Below are 17,150 nucleotides of genomic sequence, written 5' to 3' on the forward strand. Positions count from 1 at the left end.
ACTTCTATTTCATCAAAATACAAAAACTTTGCGACAACAATAAAGGAGAATTCAGAAAATCCTAAAACAGAGTATGACAGAAAAGTCGAAAACTGATAAGAGTAGGCAACTTAAAACCAATTACCATGAGAAATATTTTTAAAGGCTCCTTAAGAGGATATGTATGTGAAGATTGTCTTGAAGCCGTATCTGAAGTAGAAATTTTAATTTATCACCCATACAGAAATGCTAATTCTACTGCAAATGCGGCCTCAAATGTAAAAGAAACATTTCGTTTTGTTTCAAAAGAAGAAGCAAAACAAAGAGCAGAATTACTTGTGTATAAAGCAAAAACAGATGCAGAAGGTAATTTTCAAATTGAAGTTAGTGAAAACCATCTTGATGCAAGCTTCGATATTGATTTTGTGTGCGGGACTGTGCCGCCAAAACATCCAAAACCAAAAAGAGATGAAATAGTACAGCTGCATATTACAACTTTCTCAATGCGTTTAGAGCTTGAAAAACAGGCCAAAGATGAAAAACACAGATGGGAATATGCAATTGCTTATAAATGGTGGTGCTATATTCGCGGACATTTTTTTGATGCGTGGGTTATCTGCGGACATTTAATGAACTGTCAGACTAATAAACCAATTGCTAATGCAAAAGTTACGGCAATGGATGCTGATTTTTTTACCGATGATAATTTAGGAACAGCAACAACAGATTCAAACGGGCATTTTAGAATTGATTATACTTCGGCCGATTTTAAAAAGACATTTTTATCGCCTTGGATTAACATAGAAACAGATCCTAGTTTTCTTTCCTTCCAGAGCGGGCCAGATGTTTATTTTAAAGCGGAATTAGGCGGTACAAAATTAGTTGACGAAACCAAAGCTGATGCACGCAAAAATGTTGGTTTTTGCTTATGTGTCAATTTATGTTCTGATGTGAATGTCGTAGATCCAAATGATCCTAATTTCCCAAGTGCGTGGACAGGAATTGGAGCTGCTTTTAGTTCGTCTTACGGTTCAAGCTCTTATGATTTTGATGCTGATGGTTTTGCCGGATCTGGTAAAAACGTTTTATACTCTGTTATACGATTAACGGGACAAGCTGCACTGAGATCAGGTTCAGGAAACCCAATCGAATATCGTTTTAGAGTGAGCGATACAACGGCACCAAATAATACGGTTAGTTTACCAGAATCTAATTTTACCAAAATTGTTGGAGTAACTCCTGGATTATTTACTTCAAGCATAGTTTCTAAACTAACCCGTAAAGTTTTCTCTTTTATTCTTAACGATATTTTTGTTTGGAGCGACCAAAGTGATTTTGATGCCGAAGGCTGGTTTGATGTCAATCATGCTATTGAAAGAACTTTAATTGCCGTGGGATTAACTCCTGCTGATTTAGCTCTTTATAATATTATTGAAGAAGATACGCTGATTTCGCTAAATACTACAGCACTTACAACAGCTCCGAGTATTCCGGCAAACAGCATTAATGCCGGACAAAATATTCCTGCGGGAAGTAAAATTCCGTTAGAAAAATTTGCTATCAGATTTGAAATCAGAGAAGTGATCGACAAGCCTTCTAATAATTTTGGTGTTATTGGCGGAAACGGAAAAACATTGAATTCTGTCGTGATGAATAATAATCCTATATGTAGAAAATTATCTATTAAGGAATTAGACGAAAGCAGTCTTTGCAGCCCAATAAGCGGAACAATTCATGGGCGATATACTGTTTATCATCCGTATTTAGCAGGCTGCAGTCTGCATTTAAACAACAATAGTCATACGGTTGAAAGAGACATTCTGGATGGAGTAATCAATACACTTCCGGCAGTTGATGAAAGAACCAACAATAGTTCGCAGCTGAACAATCCTCCTGCAGACATGACGCGTTGTACGTATACATTAAAACTGTTTTCGTCAACCAGAAAACATAATGGTGATTATGGCGATTCTGATGGCGGAACACCATTGGAACAATTATTCTTTTATGATGTTTAAAATCATTTTGTAAATCAAAAAAGCAGTATTTCGAATTGAAATACTGCTTTTTTATTATGGCAAAGATTTTTGAAAATCTATTTCTCTCTGATATAAATATCGATTGGAACTCCTGAAAAATCCCAGTTATCACGAATTTTATTTTCCAGATATCTTTTGTATGGTTCCTTAACGTATTGCGGCATATTGGCAAAAAACACAAATTGAGGTGTTTGCGTTGGCAATTGCATGCAATATTTAATCTTTACATATTTTCCTTTTGTCGCCGGCGGCGGATAAGCTTCAATTACTTTCAACATATATTCGTTGAATTTTGAAGTTGCAATTCTTTGTTTTCTGCTTTCAAAAACCTGAACTGTAGCTTCTAAAGCTTTCAATAAACGTTGTTTTGTTAAAGCCGAAACGAATAAAATTGGCACATCAGTAAAAGGCATTAATTCTTTACGAATTTTCTCTTCGTAATCGCGGCTTGACATGGTATCTTTTTCAACTAAATCCCATTTGTTTACTAAGATTACAACACCTTTACGGTTTTTCTCTGCCAGCCAAAAAATACTTTGATCCTGTCCTTCAAAACCACGAGTTGCGTCGATTACTAATATACAAACGTCAGCATGCTCAATTGCTCTTACAGAACGCATTACAGAGTAAAACTCTAAATCTTCCTTAACTTTTGCTTTACGACGAATTCCCGCAGTATCAACCAAGTTAAATTCGAAACCAAAACGGTCAAATTTTGTATCAATTGCATCACGTGTTGTTCCTGCAATATCAGTTACAATATAACGATCCTGACCAATTAAGGCATTGATAAAACTAGATTTTCCAGCATTAGGACGTCCTACAACTGCAAAACGGGGTAATTCTTCTGTAACCTCAACAGGTTCTTTTTCTGGAAAAGCATCAATTAAAGCATCTAATAAATCTCCTGTTCCGCTTCCTGAAATACTTGCGAAAGTAAAATAATCTCCTAAACCAAGATTATAAAACTCAATCGCATCTTTTTCACGCATTGCGTTATCTACTTTGTTTACAGCCAATAAAACTGGTTTTGTTACTTTACGAAGCAACTTTGCAACTGTTTCATCCATTGGTGTAATACCTTCTTCTACATCAACAACAAAAATAATAACATCGGCTTCGTCGATAGCAAGTTCTACTTGTTTACGGATTTCACCTTCAAATACGTCATCAGATCCGCGAACGTATCCACCCGTATCAATCACAGAAAACTCTTTTCCGTTCCACTCGCTTTTACCATAGTTTCTATCACGGGTAACCCCAGATACTGAATCTACAATAGCTTCTCTTCTTTGTATCAGCCTATTAAAAAGGGTTGATTTCCCTACATTAGGTCTTCCTACTATCGCAACAATGTTATTCATTTTTTTGAATTTTAGATTTTGGATTTTAGATTTTAGATTTTCAGCTTCCTAAAAACCTAACCATCTGTAATCCAAAATGCTTTATTTTAATTTTTTGCAAAGGTAGTTAAAAAAGTGACTAAGTCGCTAAGTTTCTAAGTACCTAAGTTTTTATATTCTTTTTGGGAGCTATTTCCTGCTATCCGTTTCAATCTTTTGTTCCGCTAAAGAAGCGTCACAAAAGGATTTCCACTTCTATCAGGGCTAGGGCTTTAGGGTTTCAGGAAAAGTTTATTACAAATTATTTTTCTTTTCTTAACCAGCCTAACAGCCTTTCATTTTCTATTTTGTAGTTTCCTTTTTGAAATTCTAAAGTAATTGTTTCTCTCGAATCACTAAAAGGCCCGGGATTTTGTTGAATAATTTCAACTTCATTTTCAAAAACGCTAGAAATTATGGCAACATGCCCAAATCTATTTAATAATGATCCTAAAAAAATTACCAAATCTCCAACTTCAGGTTTCTTTTTACTTGGATTTGTATATTGAATTAAATTTCTCTTTGAATTCAGATCACCATCTTTAACTTTCGAATCATAAAAATCTTTTGCATGACCATAAGCATCGGGCATTTTATGATTGTAATATTCGTAATAATATCGTTTTACAAATTCAACACATTGATATTTAAGTCCTAAATTGTAATTATCTTTTGTAACATTTCTTCCGGAAACATGATCTACACCGCCATTATAATAGACTTTCACCCCATTCAAACTATCCAGAGATTGTCCTATTTTATAATCTGAATTTAGGTTTATTTTCTTGATAGCTTTTAATCCTGCATAACCTAAAGCTAAGACTGAAATAATGATGAGAACGGTCTTTTTAACTTTCATTTATTTTCTTATAAAATCAAAGTTCTTATTAATTTTGTTAGCGTGAGGGATAGAAGTGGAAATCCTTTTGTGAAATGAAATGGAACAAAAGATTGCAACGGATAGCCCGACCCGGAGGGACACGCCCAAACTAGATTACTGATTATAACCAAATCGTTTCAGCATATTGGCATTACTTCTCCAGTCTTTGTTCACTTTTACGTAAAGTTCGATGTGAATTTGTTTTCCGAAGAATTTTTCTAAATCTGCACGGGCCTCGGTTCCAACTTTCTTTAGTGCTGCACCTTTATGTCCGATAATGATTCCTTTTTGTGTATCGCGTTCGACCATAATTACAGAACGGATTCTGATAATCTTTTCATCTTCATGAAATTCTTCTGTTACAATTTCTACGGCATACGGAATCTCTTTACTGTAATTCAATAAGATTTTTTCACGAATGGTTTCGTTTACGAAGAAACGTTCCGGTTTGTCTGTTAATTGATCTTTTGGATAATAAGGTGGTGATTCTGGAAGCAATTCGATAATTCGGCCAAAAACTTCCGGAACATTAAAGTTCTGTAAAGCCGAGATTGGGAAAATTTCAGCGTTTGGCAGTTTCTCTTTCCAAAAACCAACCTGTTCTTCTAATTGTTCCTGATTTGAATTGTCGATTTTGTTCAATAATAACAAAACCGGGATTTTAGCATAAAAGATTTTATTGAAGAAATCTTCATCTTTTAAGTTCTGCTCCCCTATTTCGACCATGTAAATTAAAACATCAGCATCTTCAAAAGCCGACTTTACGAAGTTCATCATCGACTCCTGCATTTCATAAGCCGGTTTTATAATTCCGGGAGTATCTGAAAGTACCATTTGAAAATCTTCGCCATTTACAATTCCTAGAATTCTATGACGTGTTGTTTGTGCTTTTGATGTTATGATGGATAATCTTTCTCCAACAAAGGCATTCATTAGTGTCGATTTTCCAACATTTGGATTCCCGATTATGTTTACAAAACCTGCTTTATGTGACATTTGCGTATTATTTATTTTGCAAAGGTAGTCATATCAAGTTAATACAGAAAATAAAACATTTTTTAAAATTTTCGTTGGAATTCTCAAAAATCAACGTATCTTTGCACCCGAAACATCGCGGGATAGAGCAGTAGGCAGCTCGTCGGGCTCATAACCCGAAGGTCACAGGTTCGAGTCCTGTTCCCGCTACTAAAGAAAAGCTTCAGAGAAATCTGGAGCTTTTTTGTTTTAACTCTCTTTGTTAACATCTCGTTGCGTTCACGAGCGGGACGCTCCCGCCATCAGGGTAGATACAATAAATAAACTTGCAGATTAATAAATATATTTGAAAATATGCATTATTAATAAGATTTTTTAGATATCTTTAATTACTTTAGTTTTTGATATTGCATCGTGAAAGCCGTTCCTAGTAAAAAAGTAGGACAATCTATCGAATGGAATTAATCGGCAAAATGTTCTTCTTATTATATCACTAAGTTCCGCTTTTTCTCCTTTTAAATTTACTACTTTAGTTTTAGTTACAATCTTTCCAAAAGTTTTCTGGTATTTATGTTCTAAAAAGGCGTAGTAGAAAAAAATAAAAAATACAAAGGAGGTAATTCTATATATGGCTCTTTCAAATTGATTAGTAAGAAATAAGAAGGTCTCAATATTTGGAATTATGATAAAGTAAATCACAAAAATCAAAGTAAAATCAATTGCGAAATTTAGAAATCTAATTTGTGAACTTACAGTATGATTTTCTAATTTTTCATGTGTATATTTCTCCACCTCAGCTTTTCTAATTGTATCTTCAAATCGACTCCAATCAATATTTCTCGAATCAATTTCATTTCTTGCAGTTTCAATTGCTAATTCTTGATATTTTCCAATATCAACAGTTACAATTTTAATTAATTCTTCATCTGTTTTATTAGACATTACTTTTGTAAAATTATTTTCCATTGGCTAAGTTTTTTTATTTTTAATACTTTGTAAAATATTCACGCTCTAATAAATTAAGCCCATTCTTATTTATAAATCAACCAATATTCAAAACTAACTCCATATAAATCCCTTGTCCAAATCCATAAAAGAGCTATATTTTATAGTATTTATTCAGTTATGATTCCACTGAATTAGTTTTCCATCTTCTTTTATTTTCTGTAATGAATCACGTTCATTTTCGATAAAATCAATTATTATATCAACCAATTTGTCTGCCTTTTTTTCGTTATCAATGCCAAAGTCGTAAAAAGCAACATACATTCCTGCTTCAGGATCTGTGTTCATATTCATCAAAACATCGGGATAATTCTTTTTGAGATAATAATTTAAAAAGCTTTCCCAATCATAACCATTCATTAAACCTATTTTTGGAAAAAATCTAATTATAAATTTTCCGAAAGGATTACTTACAGTTTTCTTAATTTTTTTCCCCATTTCTACAACGTTATTTTGTTCGATATAAAAACATACCACGATACTTATGGAATTCTCACTTATTATTTTTTTTATGTAATTAGGCATCAATTAATTTCTATTAAATTTTGCTTTTATATGCATTTCGTTTTCTTGTAAAACTGTTAATTCAATATATCATACAACGTAAATTACCCTCTCTTTTAATATAAAGTTTGCAATACTACAAAAAAAAACACGCAGGGTCTACGGATTTTCCGCAATTTTAAAAGTATCATTAAAAACATCACAACTGACTTATTAATATTTATATCTATTTTTCGCTATTAATGCTCTGCCCTCTCATGCTCAAAATTCATGTCAGAAAACTTAAATAGTAAATAAAGAATTTTCTTAAAGGAAATTCCCCTGAATTACCACGTATTTATACCTGTTTTTATACTGTGTAGCCAGTTTACGGTTTACCAGTAAAAATCATATTTATAATAAAATCATATTTGCCAGTTTTTTAAATATTATAATAATATAATTTAAAAACCATTAGGCATTTATGAAAAAAACCTTAACACTGCTTTTGTTTTTAACGCTTCTTTTTGCAAAGGCGCAAGATAAACTTGTGTTTACTTATGATCCTTTAACTGGTAACCAGATAAAACGTACATTATGTTTTGGCTGCACAGGAACTGCAAAATCCTCACAAGAGATTAAAGAGATCGAATTATTAACAGAGGAAGATCTTCAGAAATTTTCCCCTGATGATGCCATCTCCTATTATCCAAATCCTGTTAGGGAGGAACTTTATTTGAAATGGGAAGTAATAGATCAAAACACTATTTCATCCATTCAGGTTTATAATATTACAGGGCAGGTATTGAAAACCTATACCGGAAATGACAATGAAAGCAGTATCAATATCCCTTTTCAGGATTGCAGTAATGGGGTCTATTTAGTACAATTAAACTATTCCCAAGGAGACCAAAAAACAATTAAAATTATCAAGCAATAGTATATGAAACAATTTCACCTTACAATCATTTTCTTTGCATTTACGTTATTTGTAAATTCCCAAACTTCAACTGAAGTAGGTATTATCAATGGTCAATTATCTGTCTCTTTATCGGGTGGTGCTAACTATGACGTTCCAATTCTTGTACCTCAAGGAATAAATGGAGTTGCGCCAATAATTAGCCTACATTACAATAGTCAGGGAGGCAACGGAATTGCAGGTTATGGCTGGGGTATTGCCGGAGTTTCGGCAATTACCCGTATTGCATCTACAAAACACCACGATGGTACAATTGATCCCGTTGATTTTGATACCTTAGACAGGTTTGCTTTAGATGGCCAGCGATTGATCGTAAAAAATGGAACAGATGTGTATGGTGCGCACAATACTGTATATGAAACGGAAAATTATTCCAATATTAGGATTACTTCTTTAGGAGTTCATCCTAACGGACTCGGTTTTGGTCCTGATTCTTTTAAAGTTGAATATCCAGACGGATCAGTAGCATATTATGGAAGCACTGTACATTCAAGATCTTTGACTACCTGGTCAATAACTACTTGGGAAAACTCAAAAGGTGTAAGGATTAATTATGAATATACATTAGCAAACAATGACTTAAATATCGCATCAATAAAATATGGTGCACTATCAACTGGAACCCCTATAAACGAAATCCAATTTTCATATGTAAACAGAAAACGTCCGGAACAAAGTTATATTGGAGGTCAAAGCATTTTACAAAATAATATTTTAAGTGGTATTAAAATTTTTACAAATGGTATTGGTTATAGGAACTATTCACTTGCTTATGATGAAACTTATAAAGATTACCAAAGATTAATTAATATAACGGAAAAGAGTGGAGATAATTCTAAAAGCTATAACCCAACTGTTTTTAAGTATGGTGATTTAATTAATAGTAATATAATAAATACTGCTCCTGTAACTTTAGATCTGGCCGGTATTGACTTTCAGACAATGGGAAATGTTTCTGGAGATTTCGATGGTGATGGAAAAACGGATATTATACTCTACCCTAAAACAACAGCTGATGCTAAGAAGAAATACTCACTATATAAAAATATAGGAGGTTCTTCTTTAATTACAGGTTTTGTAGATAATACTATCGGAGCATTTGAAGAAATACTTCCGACTTCTTTACTTGAAGGAACTACAACAACAGGATTAAAATTATCGACAAAACAAGGCTGGACAGTAGTAAAGTATGATACAGCCACGAATGTTGCAAAATTTTCAGCTTATGCATCTTCTACATTAGCTCCAATAGGTTTGCAGTATGAAAAAACATTTACTTTTCCACAGCTTATTTATTACTCAGAACATCCTTTAAGCTGTACCCAAACCAGACCTAATAGACGAATAGTTGAAAATATTTCTAAGATTTATCTAAACGGAGATTTCAACGGAGATGGTCTTACAGATATTATTGCAGTTGAAAAAGAAATCCAATATACATTCTTAGGACCTTGTAACGCTGATGATGTTCCTGAAGAAGTAAATGAGTTATATGATGGGACTGTTTATTTTATCAACATGGATAAACGCCTTACGGGAAATTATGTTTTTGATGCTGGAAGTCTAACTGTAGATGGCAGCTCCAAACTGTACATTGCAGATGTGAATAGTGATGGAAAATCTGACGTTATAGTTATTAGAAATGGGATTGTACGGGTTCACTCATTGAACGCTAATAATGTTTTTGTTAAGCTGTTTGAAAAACTTGATAATGCAATAGTTACTGATAAAGATATATTGTTGGGAGACTATAATGGAGATGGAAAGGCCGACTTTGTAATTCCAAATGCAGTAGACCAGGACAGTTGGAACTTCTTTATGTCAACGGGAACAAATTTTAATAAAGTAAACTGCGCAATAGGTCAAGCATACAAGCAATCAGAAGTAAAAAAGTACTATAATAACATTATTAATAACAATGAATGGACAACTAGTTTAAATGAAAATACTTTTATGGCCATTGATATGAATGGTGATGGGAAAACCGATATTTTAAATCAGCAGAATTATACTGTTGAGAAAGATGAAAGCGGCAATGCGGTTACCAGACCATACAGAAGTCCTCAGATGACAAAATTCATAATATCGTTTGCCAAGTCATTTACTGGAACTGTTATGAGTTACATTTCTACATTACCCTTTCATTTTGTCGAAAATAATATAAATAGATTTCCTATACCAATATTTGCAAATTTGAACGATGCAAGTAAAAGTGCTAATTATTTTTTAATAACAGGAAATTCAATTTATGGGTTGTATGCTACTAGGGTAAATAAATATGATGTTTTATTAAATAAGATAACTACCGGAAACGGTGTAACAGAAACGATCACTTATCAGCCATTAGATACAAAATCTCAGCAGGGACCATACTCTGTTTATTCTAACAGCAGTAATGTTGACAATTATCCTAATATTGATATTCTTAATGATCCTAATTTTTTAGTTGTTACTATGCTGGAAAAAAAGAGTGCAACGAGCTCTAAAAAGAAAATTTTTCAATATTATGGAGCAGTCTCTAATGTAGAAGGCTTGGGCTTTCTAGGTTTTAGGGGGACAATGCAGACAAATTGGTTTGATGATGCATCTGTTTCTTCCTTAGTATCAAACGTTTCAAGATTTGATATTACAAGAAGAGGAGCAAATATCGAAAATTACTCGGCGCTTGGTCTTTATAATCCTAATAGTCCTATTCCTTCCGATTTTATTTCAAGATCAGTAATCGAGTATAATCTGCCGACAGATGCTCTTCAAAGTAATAAAGTATACAAATTAAAAAGTAGTTCTGTTACAGAATATGATGGACAAACTTTAACCAGTAAAGAAGTAAAAACTGTTTATGATTCTAACAATAACCCTTTAAAAGTTACAGCAACTTTCAAAGAAGCAAGCACAGAAATACAGAAAAACGTAGTGGATATTGTATACCAAGGTATTCCTGCAACTCATTATATGGTAGGCCGTCCCCAAAGTAAAATCGTCAATTCTACATTAGGAACTGAATCAATGAAAAGTGAGGAATTTTATTTTTACAATAACGACGATCTTCTTTCAAAAGTACAAAGAAAAGGTGATGCCACAACGAACTTAGTGACAGAAGATATCGCATACAACAATTTTGGAAACATTATAAAAAAGACATTTACAGCAGGCTCTGATATTAGAGAAATGAACTTTGAATATGAACCTACAGGCAGGTTCTTGAAAAAAAGCACTGATATTGAAGGCCTTGTTACAACATTTGAATATAATCCAAATGGAACTTTAGCATTCAAAATAAATCCTTTTTTACAAAAAACTTTATACGAATACGATTCATGGTTTAAAAAAACAAAAGAGACAGATCACTTAAACTTTGTTACGGATTTTACTTATTTAAACAATTCTGGAACTACTGTTCATACAAAAACAGGAAGTGACGGAAGTGTTGAAGAAGAAACCTTTGATGATTTAGGGAGAAAAACAAGGACCGGAGTCAAAAATATAATGGGATCATTCTCTTATATTTCTTATTTATATGACATCCATGATCGTACCACTAAAGTCAGCGAACCTTATATAGGAACGACTGCTTCCCAATGGAACGAAACTAAATACGATGCGTATGGAAGATTGTTTCAGAGTATTGTATATACAGGAAAAACAACAACTGTTACTTATACGGGACTAAAAACAACTGTGTCAGATGGTACGAAGACTGAATATTACATTAAAAATGCACTTGGCAAAATAACTTCAATGTACGACATTCCATCAAATACAATCACTTATTCTTATTTTCCCAATGGTAATTTAAGAGAGACAAATTACGGAGGTATCATAACGAAAATCATTCAAGATGGATGGGGCCGAAAGAAGCAGCTTATCGACCCTTCGGCCGGTACTGTTACATACTCATATAATGATTTTGGAGAATTAAAAAGTGAGGTTAATGGAAATGGAACAACAACTTATAATCTTAGCAGCTTAGGTAAGTTAGACACAAAAACGATATCAGGAAATAAAACAAGCTCTAAAACCACATATACTTATGATTCAGCTTCTAAGCTATTGATCAAGAGTAAATTTGATGATTTGGCAAATGGAACTAATACTATTATTGACTATAAGTATGATACCTCAAAAAGAATAATAAAAAAAACAGAAACAACTCCTTATGCTATATTTATAAAAAGATTTACTTATGATGCTTTAGGCAGGCTTGATTTCGAAAATTCGACAGCAAAAATAGGAACTAAACTAAGCATCAAAACTGTACGGAATACTTACAAAAATGGAGTTCCCTATCAAATCTTAGACAGTATTACTAATAATGTAATATGGCAGACCAATTCAGTTGACAGCAGAGGACAGCTATTGACCGCACAAAGCGGACCAACAACGATTACGAAAAATTATGATACTAATGGCTATGTGAAGCAGTTTAAATTCGATAAAACAACTCCTTTAACAAACATATTAACCTTAGACCAGCTATTTGACACCACTAAGACTAACTTTACCAGCAGGTCTAATAATTTATTTGGCTGGAGCGAAAGCTTTGATTATGATACTAAAGACCGTCTGACAAAATTCAATAATTTTTCAGGAACTCAGGAAGCACAGTCCTATGATGATAAAGGAAGAATCACACAGAATAATTTAGGGACTTATAATTATAATTATTCAGACAAACCATATCAGAATAGTTCTATAGAACCTACTCAAGAAACCTTAGGGTATTATGCCAATAGAGAAGGTATCTTTAATGACAGCATGGAGGAAAAAACCGGCTGGGGTATTGAAAAATTTCCAAATACAAATTTTTATAGTTATGATGCTGTAAAAACCGGGCATGCAGTAGGGAAAAACACTTTAAAACTGGCAAACACATTAACAACTGAACAATATGTATATTCAGATAAGTGGATTGACATCAATAACATTGATCCAACCGAATATACTTATTCTGCATGGGTATATAGTGACAATCCGCAGGCCGAGGTTTTCTTAGTGATGAAAGATGCAGTGGGAACTCTCTCATATGACAATGTAGTTTCAAATATTAAAGGTGCATGGACTAAGGTAACCAAAACATTTATAGTTCCTGCAAGTGTGAAGAAAATTCGCCTGCGTTTAGATAATAATTCTCAAGGGAATATATGGTACGATGATGTACAAATTCGTAAAACAAGTATTCCTCTTGCGACAGCCAAAGAACTGGAGATTTTTTACAATGTCTTTAAAAGTCCTGATGAAATTAAAGAACCTGGAATTGAGCGAATAAATTTTGTTTATAATGATGATAATCAAAGAAGCACTATGTTTTATGGCAGCTTTGATGATAAACTGCCAAGGCCATTGCGCAAGCATTATTCCTCTGATGGCACAATGGAAATTAAAGAAAACAGAACAACTAATACTTTTGATTTTGTTACTTATATTGGCGGTGATGGCTATTCAGCACCAGCCATAGTTAAAAGTGACGGAAACACGCAAAATTATTTATATTTACAGCGCGATTATCAAGGAAGTATTTTAGCCATTACTGATGCAAACGGAGCTGTATTAGAAAAGCGTCTGTTTGATGCATGGGGAAGTATTATTAAAGTTCAGGATGGAGCTGGTAATCCTCTTAATGGATTAACAGTTTTAGACAGGGGATATACCGGCCATGAGCACCTACAAAGTGTGGGGATTATAAACATGAACGGCCGCTTATATGATCCTAAACTGCGCAGGTTTTTACAACCTGATAACAATGTCCAGGATTTATTTAATATGCAGAACTACAACCGTTATGGTTATGTATTAAATAATCCTCTAAAATATACTGACCAGAGTGGAGAAGTTTGGAATTTTGTAGCAGGATTTCTATTTTCTATTTATGTTCATGGGGGAGCTTCCAGTGGCGAGCTTAATCCTGTAAAATGGAATCTTAATACTTGGTTGAGTGCTTTCACTTCGACAGGTTCTAGTTTGGCTTCATCTTATGTAAGTGGTGCTTCTAATAGCTATATAGATAGCTACAATAATAAACCGCCTTTAGGTGCCAGCGCTACTAATTCGGGAGATGAATATATTCAATTATATGATGCAAAAGAGAACAATGAGAATGCGTCAAGATATAATCATGAAGCTTTTGGTTATGCTACAGCAGCGACCGTCGGATTAGCCGCAGATGATGTAACGGTTATAGGTGTTGCAGATGATGTTTTGATTCCGGTTGCCTGGGGTACTGCAGCGACAGTATGGGTTTGGGACAACAGAGAAGTTATAAGAGATGATGCAAGGGAAATTGTGGATGCAATACATAGGTCATTAGATCCGAGTGATTTTCATTATGTTACCTATACAAAAACTAGCTTAGATGGTAGATTGGTTTACGTTGGAAGATCGAGCGGATACGGAACACCTGAAGACATTGTAAAAAGACGAGATTTAAATCATCATATTGGCAAGGGCAATATCAAATATGGACCTGCTGAGCTTTCAAGTTCATTACCTGCAACGGTTCCAGGAGGATATTTCAGTAGATTTTCAGATCCATCCTATTGGTCAATTAGAGGAAGTGAACAAATACAAATTGAAAGATGGAGAAAATTAGAGATGTCAGGAAATGGAATGAATGGAATTAGTCCTACAAATGATAAAATTGGACTATATTTAGAATGGGGGATAAAACTTTTATTTTAGAAAAATATATAAACAAATATAAAATGATTAAGGATAAGTATACACAATCGGTAAATGATATAAGTAAAGCAGCTGATATTGCTGTAATGGTAATTAAACAATATCCTCCTTCATATTGGGATGAAAAGACAGTAAATCATATTGTAAATTGTTATATTGAATGGAAGAATGATGCGGAAAATCCTCAACCTCAATTCGCTAACTTAACAAGTTTAAAATTTGTTATGCAACGTGTATTGACTATGTTTCATGAAGGACATGGAACATTTGTAGAAGAATTTTGGAAGGAAATAAAAAATCAGAACTTACCATATAAACGAGAGAATAAGATGGTAAAAATTTTAAAAAGAAAAAAAATTAATAACATCAGAGAATATGATTTTGTTATAGATGTAATCGTACCTTATGAACAGGAAGGACTTATAAATCAAGAAGAAGTTATATTATTAAATACTTTACTCGCTGAATTTGAAACACGTAAAAAGAAGTAATTGGATTATTCTAAAAATTAGTTATTGCCATTAATGGATAAATATCAAGTAGAGTCTAGTAAATTATTAAAAGCCATCGATATTGAAATAAATGTATTGCAAAAATTCCCTCCAATAGGATGGGATAAAAAAGCAGTTTCAGAAGTTGTTGCATTCAATTTAGAAATAAAAGAAAATGTTTTAAATCCTGAGTTTAAATTTTTACGTGTAAGTTTAAAGTCAGAAGTAGGTTGGTTTAAAGAATATAATTGGTTTACTAAATTTCCACAATAAAAAATAAAAGTATGTTTAATTTTTTTAAAAGTAAGAAAAGCATCCATCTTAATGGATGGGAAAATGAGTTATTAGAAAACATTTTTAAAGCTCTTGGAAATGATTATTTAAGATTTGAAAAACAAATAGCAGAGGGAATTATTGAATCAGTAAGATTTGATAAAAAATCGCAAGATTATATTAGTTTCAAATTGAATATTTCTTTACTCAATAAATATGAAAAGAAAAATGAACAACTGTTTGTCGTAAAAGGTGTAAAGGTATTTGATAAGATTTCTAGTCAATACAAATCTTTTGATATTTTTATTGGGTATGGTTTGGTATTGGGATATTCAGTACAAGATATATTTAAATTTGATCCTGATATTAATCAAATTAAAACTGAGTTAGTTTATAATTTCTTTTATGAGAATGAAGATTTTGACAAGATAAAGTTCTTATTTACAGAAGAAGAACTTAAATTTTTAAATGCCTCAGATATTTACGAAGTTTCATTGAATGATAAAATTTACTATCATTTAAAAGACTTAGAAGATGGAGACTTCTTGGGAATTGATATATCAGGTAATATTTTTGTAATTACCCATGATCCCTTTGAAATAATTCTGCAAAATGAGAAGTTAGAATACTATTTTAAATAACTTATATTCAATAAACTAAGTTGTTATAAAAAAACATCTATTTTAATTAAGTAAAAGATGAGTATTAGTACTCATCTTTTTTTTAATACTGATTTAAGAACAAAAATCCTTCTTGTTTAAAATTAAGTTATGTTAACCGCTCAAATTGTTAATGGAAAATCGATTATTTTGAGGAACATAGTGTGTTTTCAGCATTCAATAAAATGACTAAATAAAAAAAATGGAAATTAAAATAACAGCTGATGCAATAAGTCTTTCAGCGTCGAATACATGGAGGGAAACGAGAGTCTTTTTATATTAACTCTTTATGTAATCCTATGATAATTATGACAAATGATAAAACTTTAAAGAATAAAATTGCCAGTGATTGGCAGACTAATTTTAGCGAACTAACAGTTTTTTCGCAAAATAAATTTTATAAAATGACTGGTCCTCTAGTTTTTGGAATAGATTTGGTAAAACTTCCAAGAACAAATGAATACAGACCATATTTTGTATTATATCCTTTATGGAAAAAAAGTGTAAAAGAGTGCTTGGATGTACCTATCGTATTGCAAGAGTTTTTTAATAAGAAAGATTTCCAATTTGATATACCATATGAATATGATAAACATCTTCAATATTTTAATGAAGTTTCTCAAATTATAAAAAAGCAATATCCTTTGTTACTTGAGAAAAATATACATACACAATCGATAATCAAAACGATTACCGATTATTCTAAAACAAAAAGATTTAGCCTGGCACCACTTTCCTATTTTCAAGCAGAATTTCTACAAGTGAAAATGAAAATCGCACTATATAAAAGTATGTCAGAAGCACAGAAAATTCTAGATGATATAAAAAAGATAAATTGGGATCAAAGTCACTTTCAAGCATGTGGCGTAAATTTAAGTGATTGGTTAAATTCCTTACAAAATGAAATTGATAATCAAGACCAATTTTTAAAGCAAATTGAAATTAATAAATCCGATAAAAAGATTCAAAAGTTAATAAATAGTGAACTCATTTAACGATGATTTTAAATTATAAAAGACTATTCATATGAATAGTCTTTTTTTTCAAAAAATTTGGGAGCAATCATTAGTCAACTTTCAAATTAGATTGCTCCGAAGCAACTCCCAGAATAGATACTAAGAATATTTACTTTTTGTTTAAGGCTTTAATTTGGTGACTTCTTTATTTTTAAGCTTCTAATATTTCGAAGAAATATTTAATAATCTTTCTAAATCTTCCAAAAAAAGTTCGACATTTGTCCCGTTGAGGCTACTAACAAAAAAAGCTTCAGATTTCTCTGAAGCTTTTTTTGTTTTTACCCTTTTCCTGATTCTCTTTATGGGCACAGATT

At 32.4% G+C, this 17,150-nt stretch carries 12 protein-coding genes and 1 tRNA gene; 8 read left to right on the forward strand and 5 right to left on the reverse strand.

What is annotated here, in order from left to right; genetic code table 11:
* The first annotated feature begins 125 nt into the window (after positions 1 to 125).
* The gene (locus tag APR43_RS13880) at positions 126 to 1,997 is read left to right on the forward strand and encodes a hypothetical protein (RefSeq protein WP_053470547.1); all 1,872 of its coding nucleotides are present in this window, start codon (positions 126 to 128) and stop codon (positions 1,995 to 1,997) included.
* Between the two features lie 77 nt (positions 1,998 to 2,074).
* Here APR43_RS13880 and der read toward each other — a convergent pair whose 3' ends face one another.
* From der to era, 3 genes are all read right to left on the reverse strand, one after another.
* A complete protein-coding gene (gene der, locus APR43_RS13885; RefSeq protein ID WP_053470548.1) occupies positions 2,075 to 3,382 on the reverse strand; it encodes a ribosome biogenesis GTPase Der in 1,308 nt (435 codons plus the stop codon).
* 280 nt (positions 3,383 to 3,662) lie between these two features.
* Positions 3,663 to 4,259, reverse strand: coding sequence for a CHAP domain-containing protein (locus tag APR43_RS13890; protein ID WP_053470549.1), 597 nt, complete (start codon positions 4,257 to 4,259; stop codon positions 3,663 to 3,665).
* A 135-nt stretch (positions 4,260 to 4,394) separates the two neighbouring features.
* Positions 4,395 to 5,276 carry a GTPase Era gene (era, locus tag APR43_RS13895; protein ID WP_053470550.1) on the reverse strand — a complete coding sequence of 294 codons (882 nt, stop codon included), beginning with the start codon at positions 5,274 to 5,276 and terminating at the stop codon, positions 4,395 to 4,397.
* 116 nt (positions 5,277 to 5,392) lie between these two features.
* Here era and APR43_RS13900 point away from each other — a divergent pair.
* Positions 5,393 to 5,465, forward strand: a tRNA-Met gene (locus tag APR43_RS13900).
* Positions 5,466 to 5,630: 165 nt separating this feature from the next.
* Here APR43_RS13900 and APR43_RS13905 read toward each other — a convergent pair.
* Together APR43_RS13905 and APR43_RS13910 are read right to left on the reverse strand one after the other, a co-directional pair.
* A complete protein-coding gene (locus APR43_RS13905; RefSeq protein WP_053470551.1) occupies positions 5,631 to 6,221 on the reverse strand; it encodes an RDD family protein in 591 nt (196 codons plus the stop codon).
* A 153-nt stretch (positions 6,222 to 6,374) separates the two neighbouring features.
* Entirely contained in the window at positions 6,375 to 6,785 is a 411-nt protein-coding gene (locus APR43_RS13910; RefSeq protein WP_082356372.1) for an Imm51 family immunity protein, read from the reverse strand.
* A 442-nt stretch (positions 6,786 to 7,227) separates the two neighbouring features.
* Here APR43_RS13910 and APR43_RS13915 point away from each other — a divergent pair, with 442 nt between their 5' ends.
* The 6 genes from APR43_RS13915 (at position 7,228) to APR43_RS13940 (ending at position 16,815) form a co-directional block, all read left to right on the forward strand.
* Positions 7,228 to 7,683: a T9SS type A sorting domain-containing protein gene (locus APR43_RS13915; protein WP_053470553.1), complete on the forward strand. Its 456-nt coding sequence runs from the start codon at positions 7,228 to 7,230 to the stop codon at positions 7,681 to 7,683.
* Positions 7,684 to 7,686: 3 nt separating this feature from the next.
* Complete coding sequence (locus tag APR43_RS13920) at positions 7,687 to 14,397, forward strand: RHS repeat-associated core domain-containing protein (protein WP_053470554.1); 6,711 nt, start codon at positions 7,687 to 7,689, stop codon at positions 14,395 to 14,397.
* On the forward strand, positions 14,373 to 14,888 hold the full coding sequence (locus tag APR43_RS13925; RefSeq protein ID WP_053470555.1) for a hypothetical protein: 516 nt from the start codon (positions 14,373 to 14,375) through the stop codon (positions 14,886 to 14,888). Before APR43_RS13920 ends, APR43_RS13925 begins: the two co-directional genes overlap by 25 nt.
* 24 nt (positions 14,889 to 14,912) lie before the next feature.
* Positions 14,913 to 15,161 (forward strand): hypothetical protein, encoded by a 249-nt coding sequence (locus APR43_RS13930; protein WP_123924596.1) that lies wholly within the window; start codon positions 14,913 to 14,915, stop codon positions 15,159 to 15,161.
* An 11-nt stretch (positions 15,162 to 15,172) separates the two neighbouring features.
* Entirely contained in the window at positions 15,173 to 15,802 is a 630-nt protein-coding gene (locus APR43_RS13935) for a hypothetical protein (protein ID WP_053470557.1), read from the forward strand.
* Positions 15,803 to 16,128: 326 nt separating this feature from the next.
* Positions 16,129 to 16,815 carry a hypothetical protein gene (locus tag APR43_RS13940; protein ID WP_053470645.1) on the forward strand — a complete coding sequence of 229 codons (687 nt, stop codon included), beginning with the start codon at positions 16,129 to 16,131 and terminating at the stop codon, positions 16,813 to 16,815.
* Positions 16,816 to 17,150 lie beyond the last annotated feature (335 nt).

It is taken from the genome of Flavobacterium sp. NLM (assembly GCF_002210235.1).
Classification (GTDB): domain Bacteria; phylum Bacteroidota; class Bacteroidia; order Flavobacteriales; family Flavobacteriaceae; genus Flavobacterium; species Flavobacterium panici.

Excerpts from the sequence above, each read along its gene's own strand:
- APR43_RS13880 (WP_053470547.1), top strand. The coding sequence starts at position 126 with ATGAGAAATATTTTTAAAGGCTCCTTAAGAGGATATGTATGTGAAGAT.
- der (WP_053470548.1), bottom strand. The coding sequence starts at position 3,382 with ATGAATAACATTGTTGCGATAGTAGGAAGACCTAATGTAGGGAAATCA.
- APR43_RS13890 (WP_053470549.1), bottom strand. The coding sequence starts at position 4,259 with ATGAAAGTTAAAAAGACCGTTCTCATCATTATTTCAGTCTTAGCTTTA.
- era (WP_053470550.1), bottom strand. The coding sequence starts at position 5,276 with ATGTCACATAAAGCAGGTTTTGTAAACATAATCGGGAATCCAAATGTT.
- APR43_RS13905 (WP_053470551.1), bottom strand. The coding sequence starts at position 6,221 with ATGGAAAATAATTTTACAAAAGTAATGTCTAATAAAACAGATGAAGAA.
- APR43_RS13910 (WP_082356372.1), bottom strand. The coding sequence starts at position 6,785 with ATGCCTAATTACATAAAAAAAATAATAAGTGAGAATTCCATAAGTATC.
- APR43_RS13915 (WP_053470553.1), top strand. The coding sequence starts at position 7,228 with ATGAAAAAAACCTTAACACTGCTTTTGTTTTTAACGCTTCTTTTTGCA.
- APR43_RS13920 (WP_053470554.1), top strand. The coding sequence starts at position 7,687 with ATGAAACAATTTCACCTTACAATCATTTTCTTTGCATTTACGTTATTT.
- APR43_RS13925 (WP_053470555.1), top strand. The coding sequence starts at position 14,373 with ATGGGGGATAAAACTTTTATTTTAGAAAAATATATAAACAAATATAAA.
- APR43_RS13935 (WP_053470557.1), top strand. The coding sequence starts at position 15,173 with ATGTTTAATTTTTTTAAAAGTAAGAAAAGCATCCATCTTAATGGATGG.
- APR43_RS13940 (WP_053470645.1), top strand. The coding sequence starts at position 16,129 with ATGACAAATGATAAAACTTTAAAGAATAAAATTGCCAGTGATTGGCAG.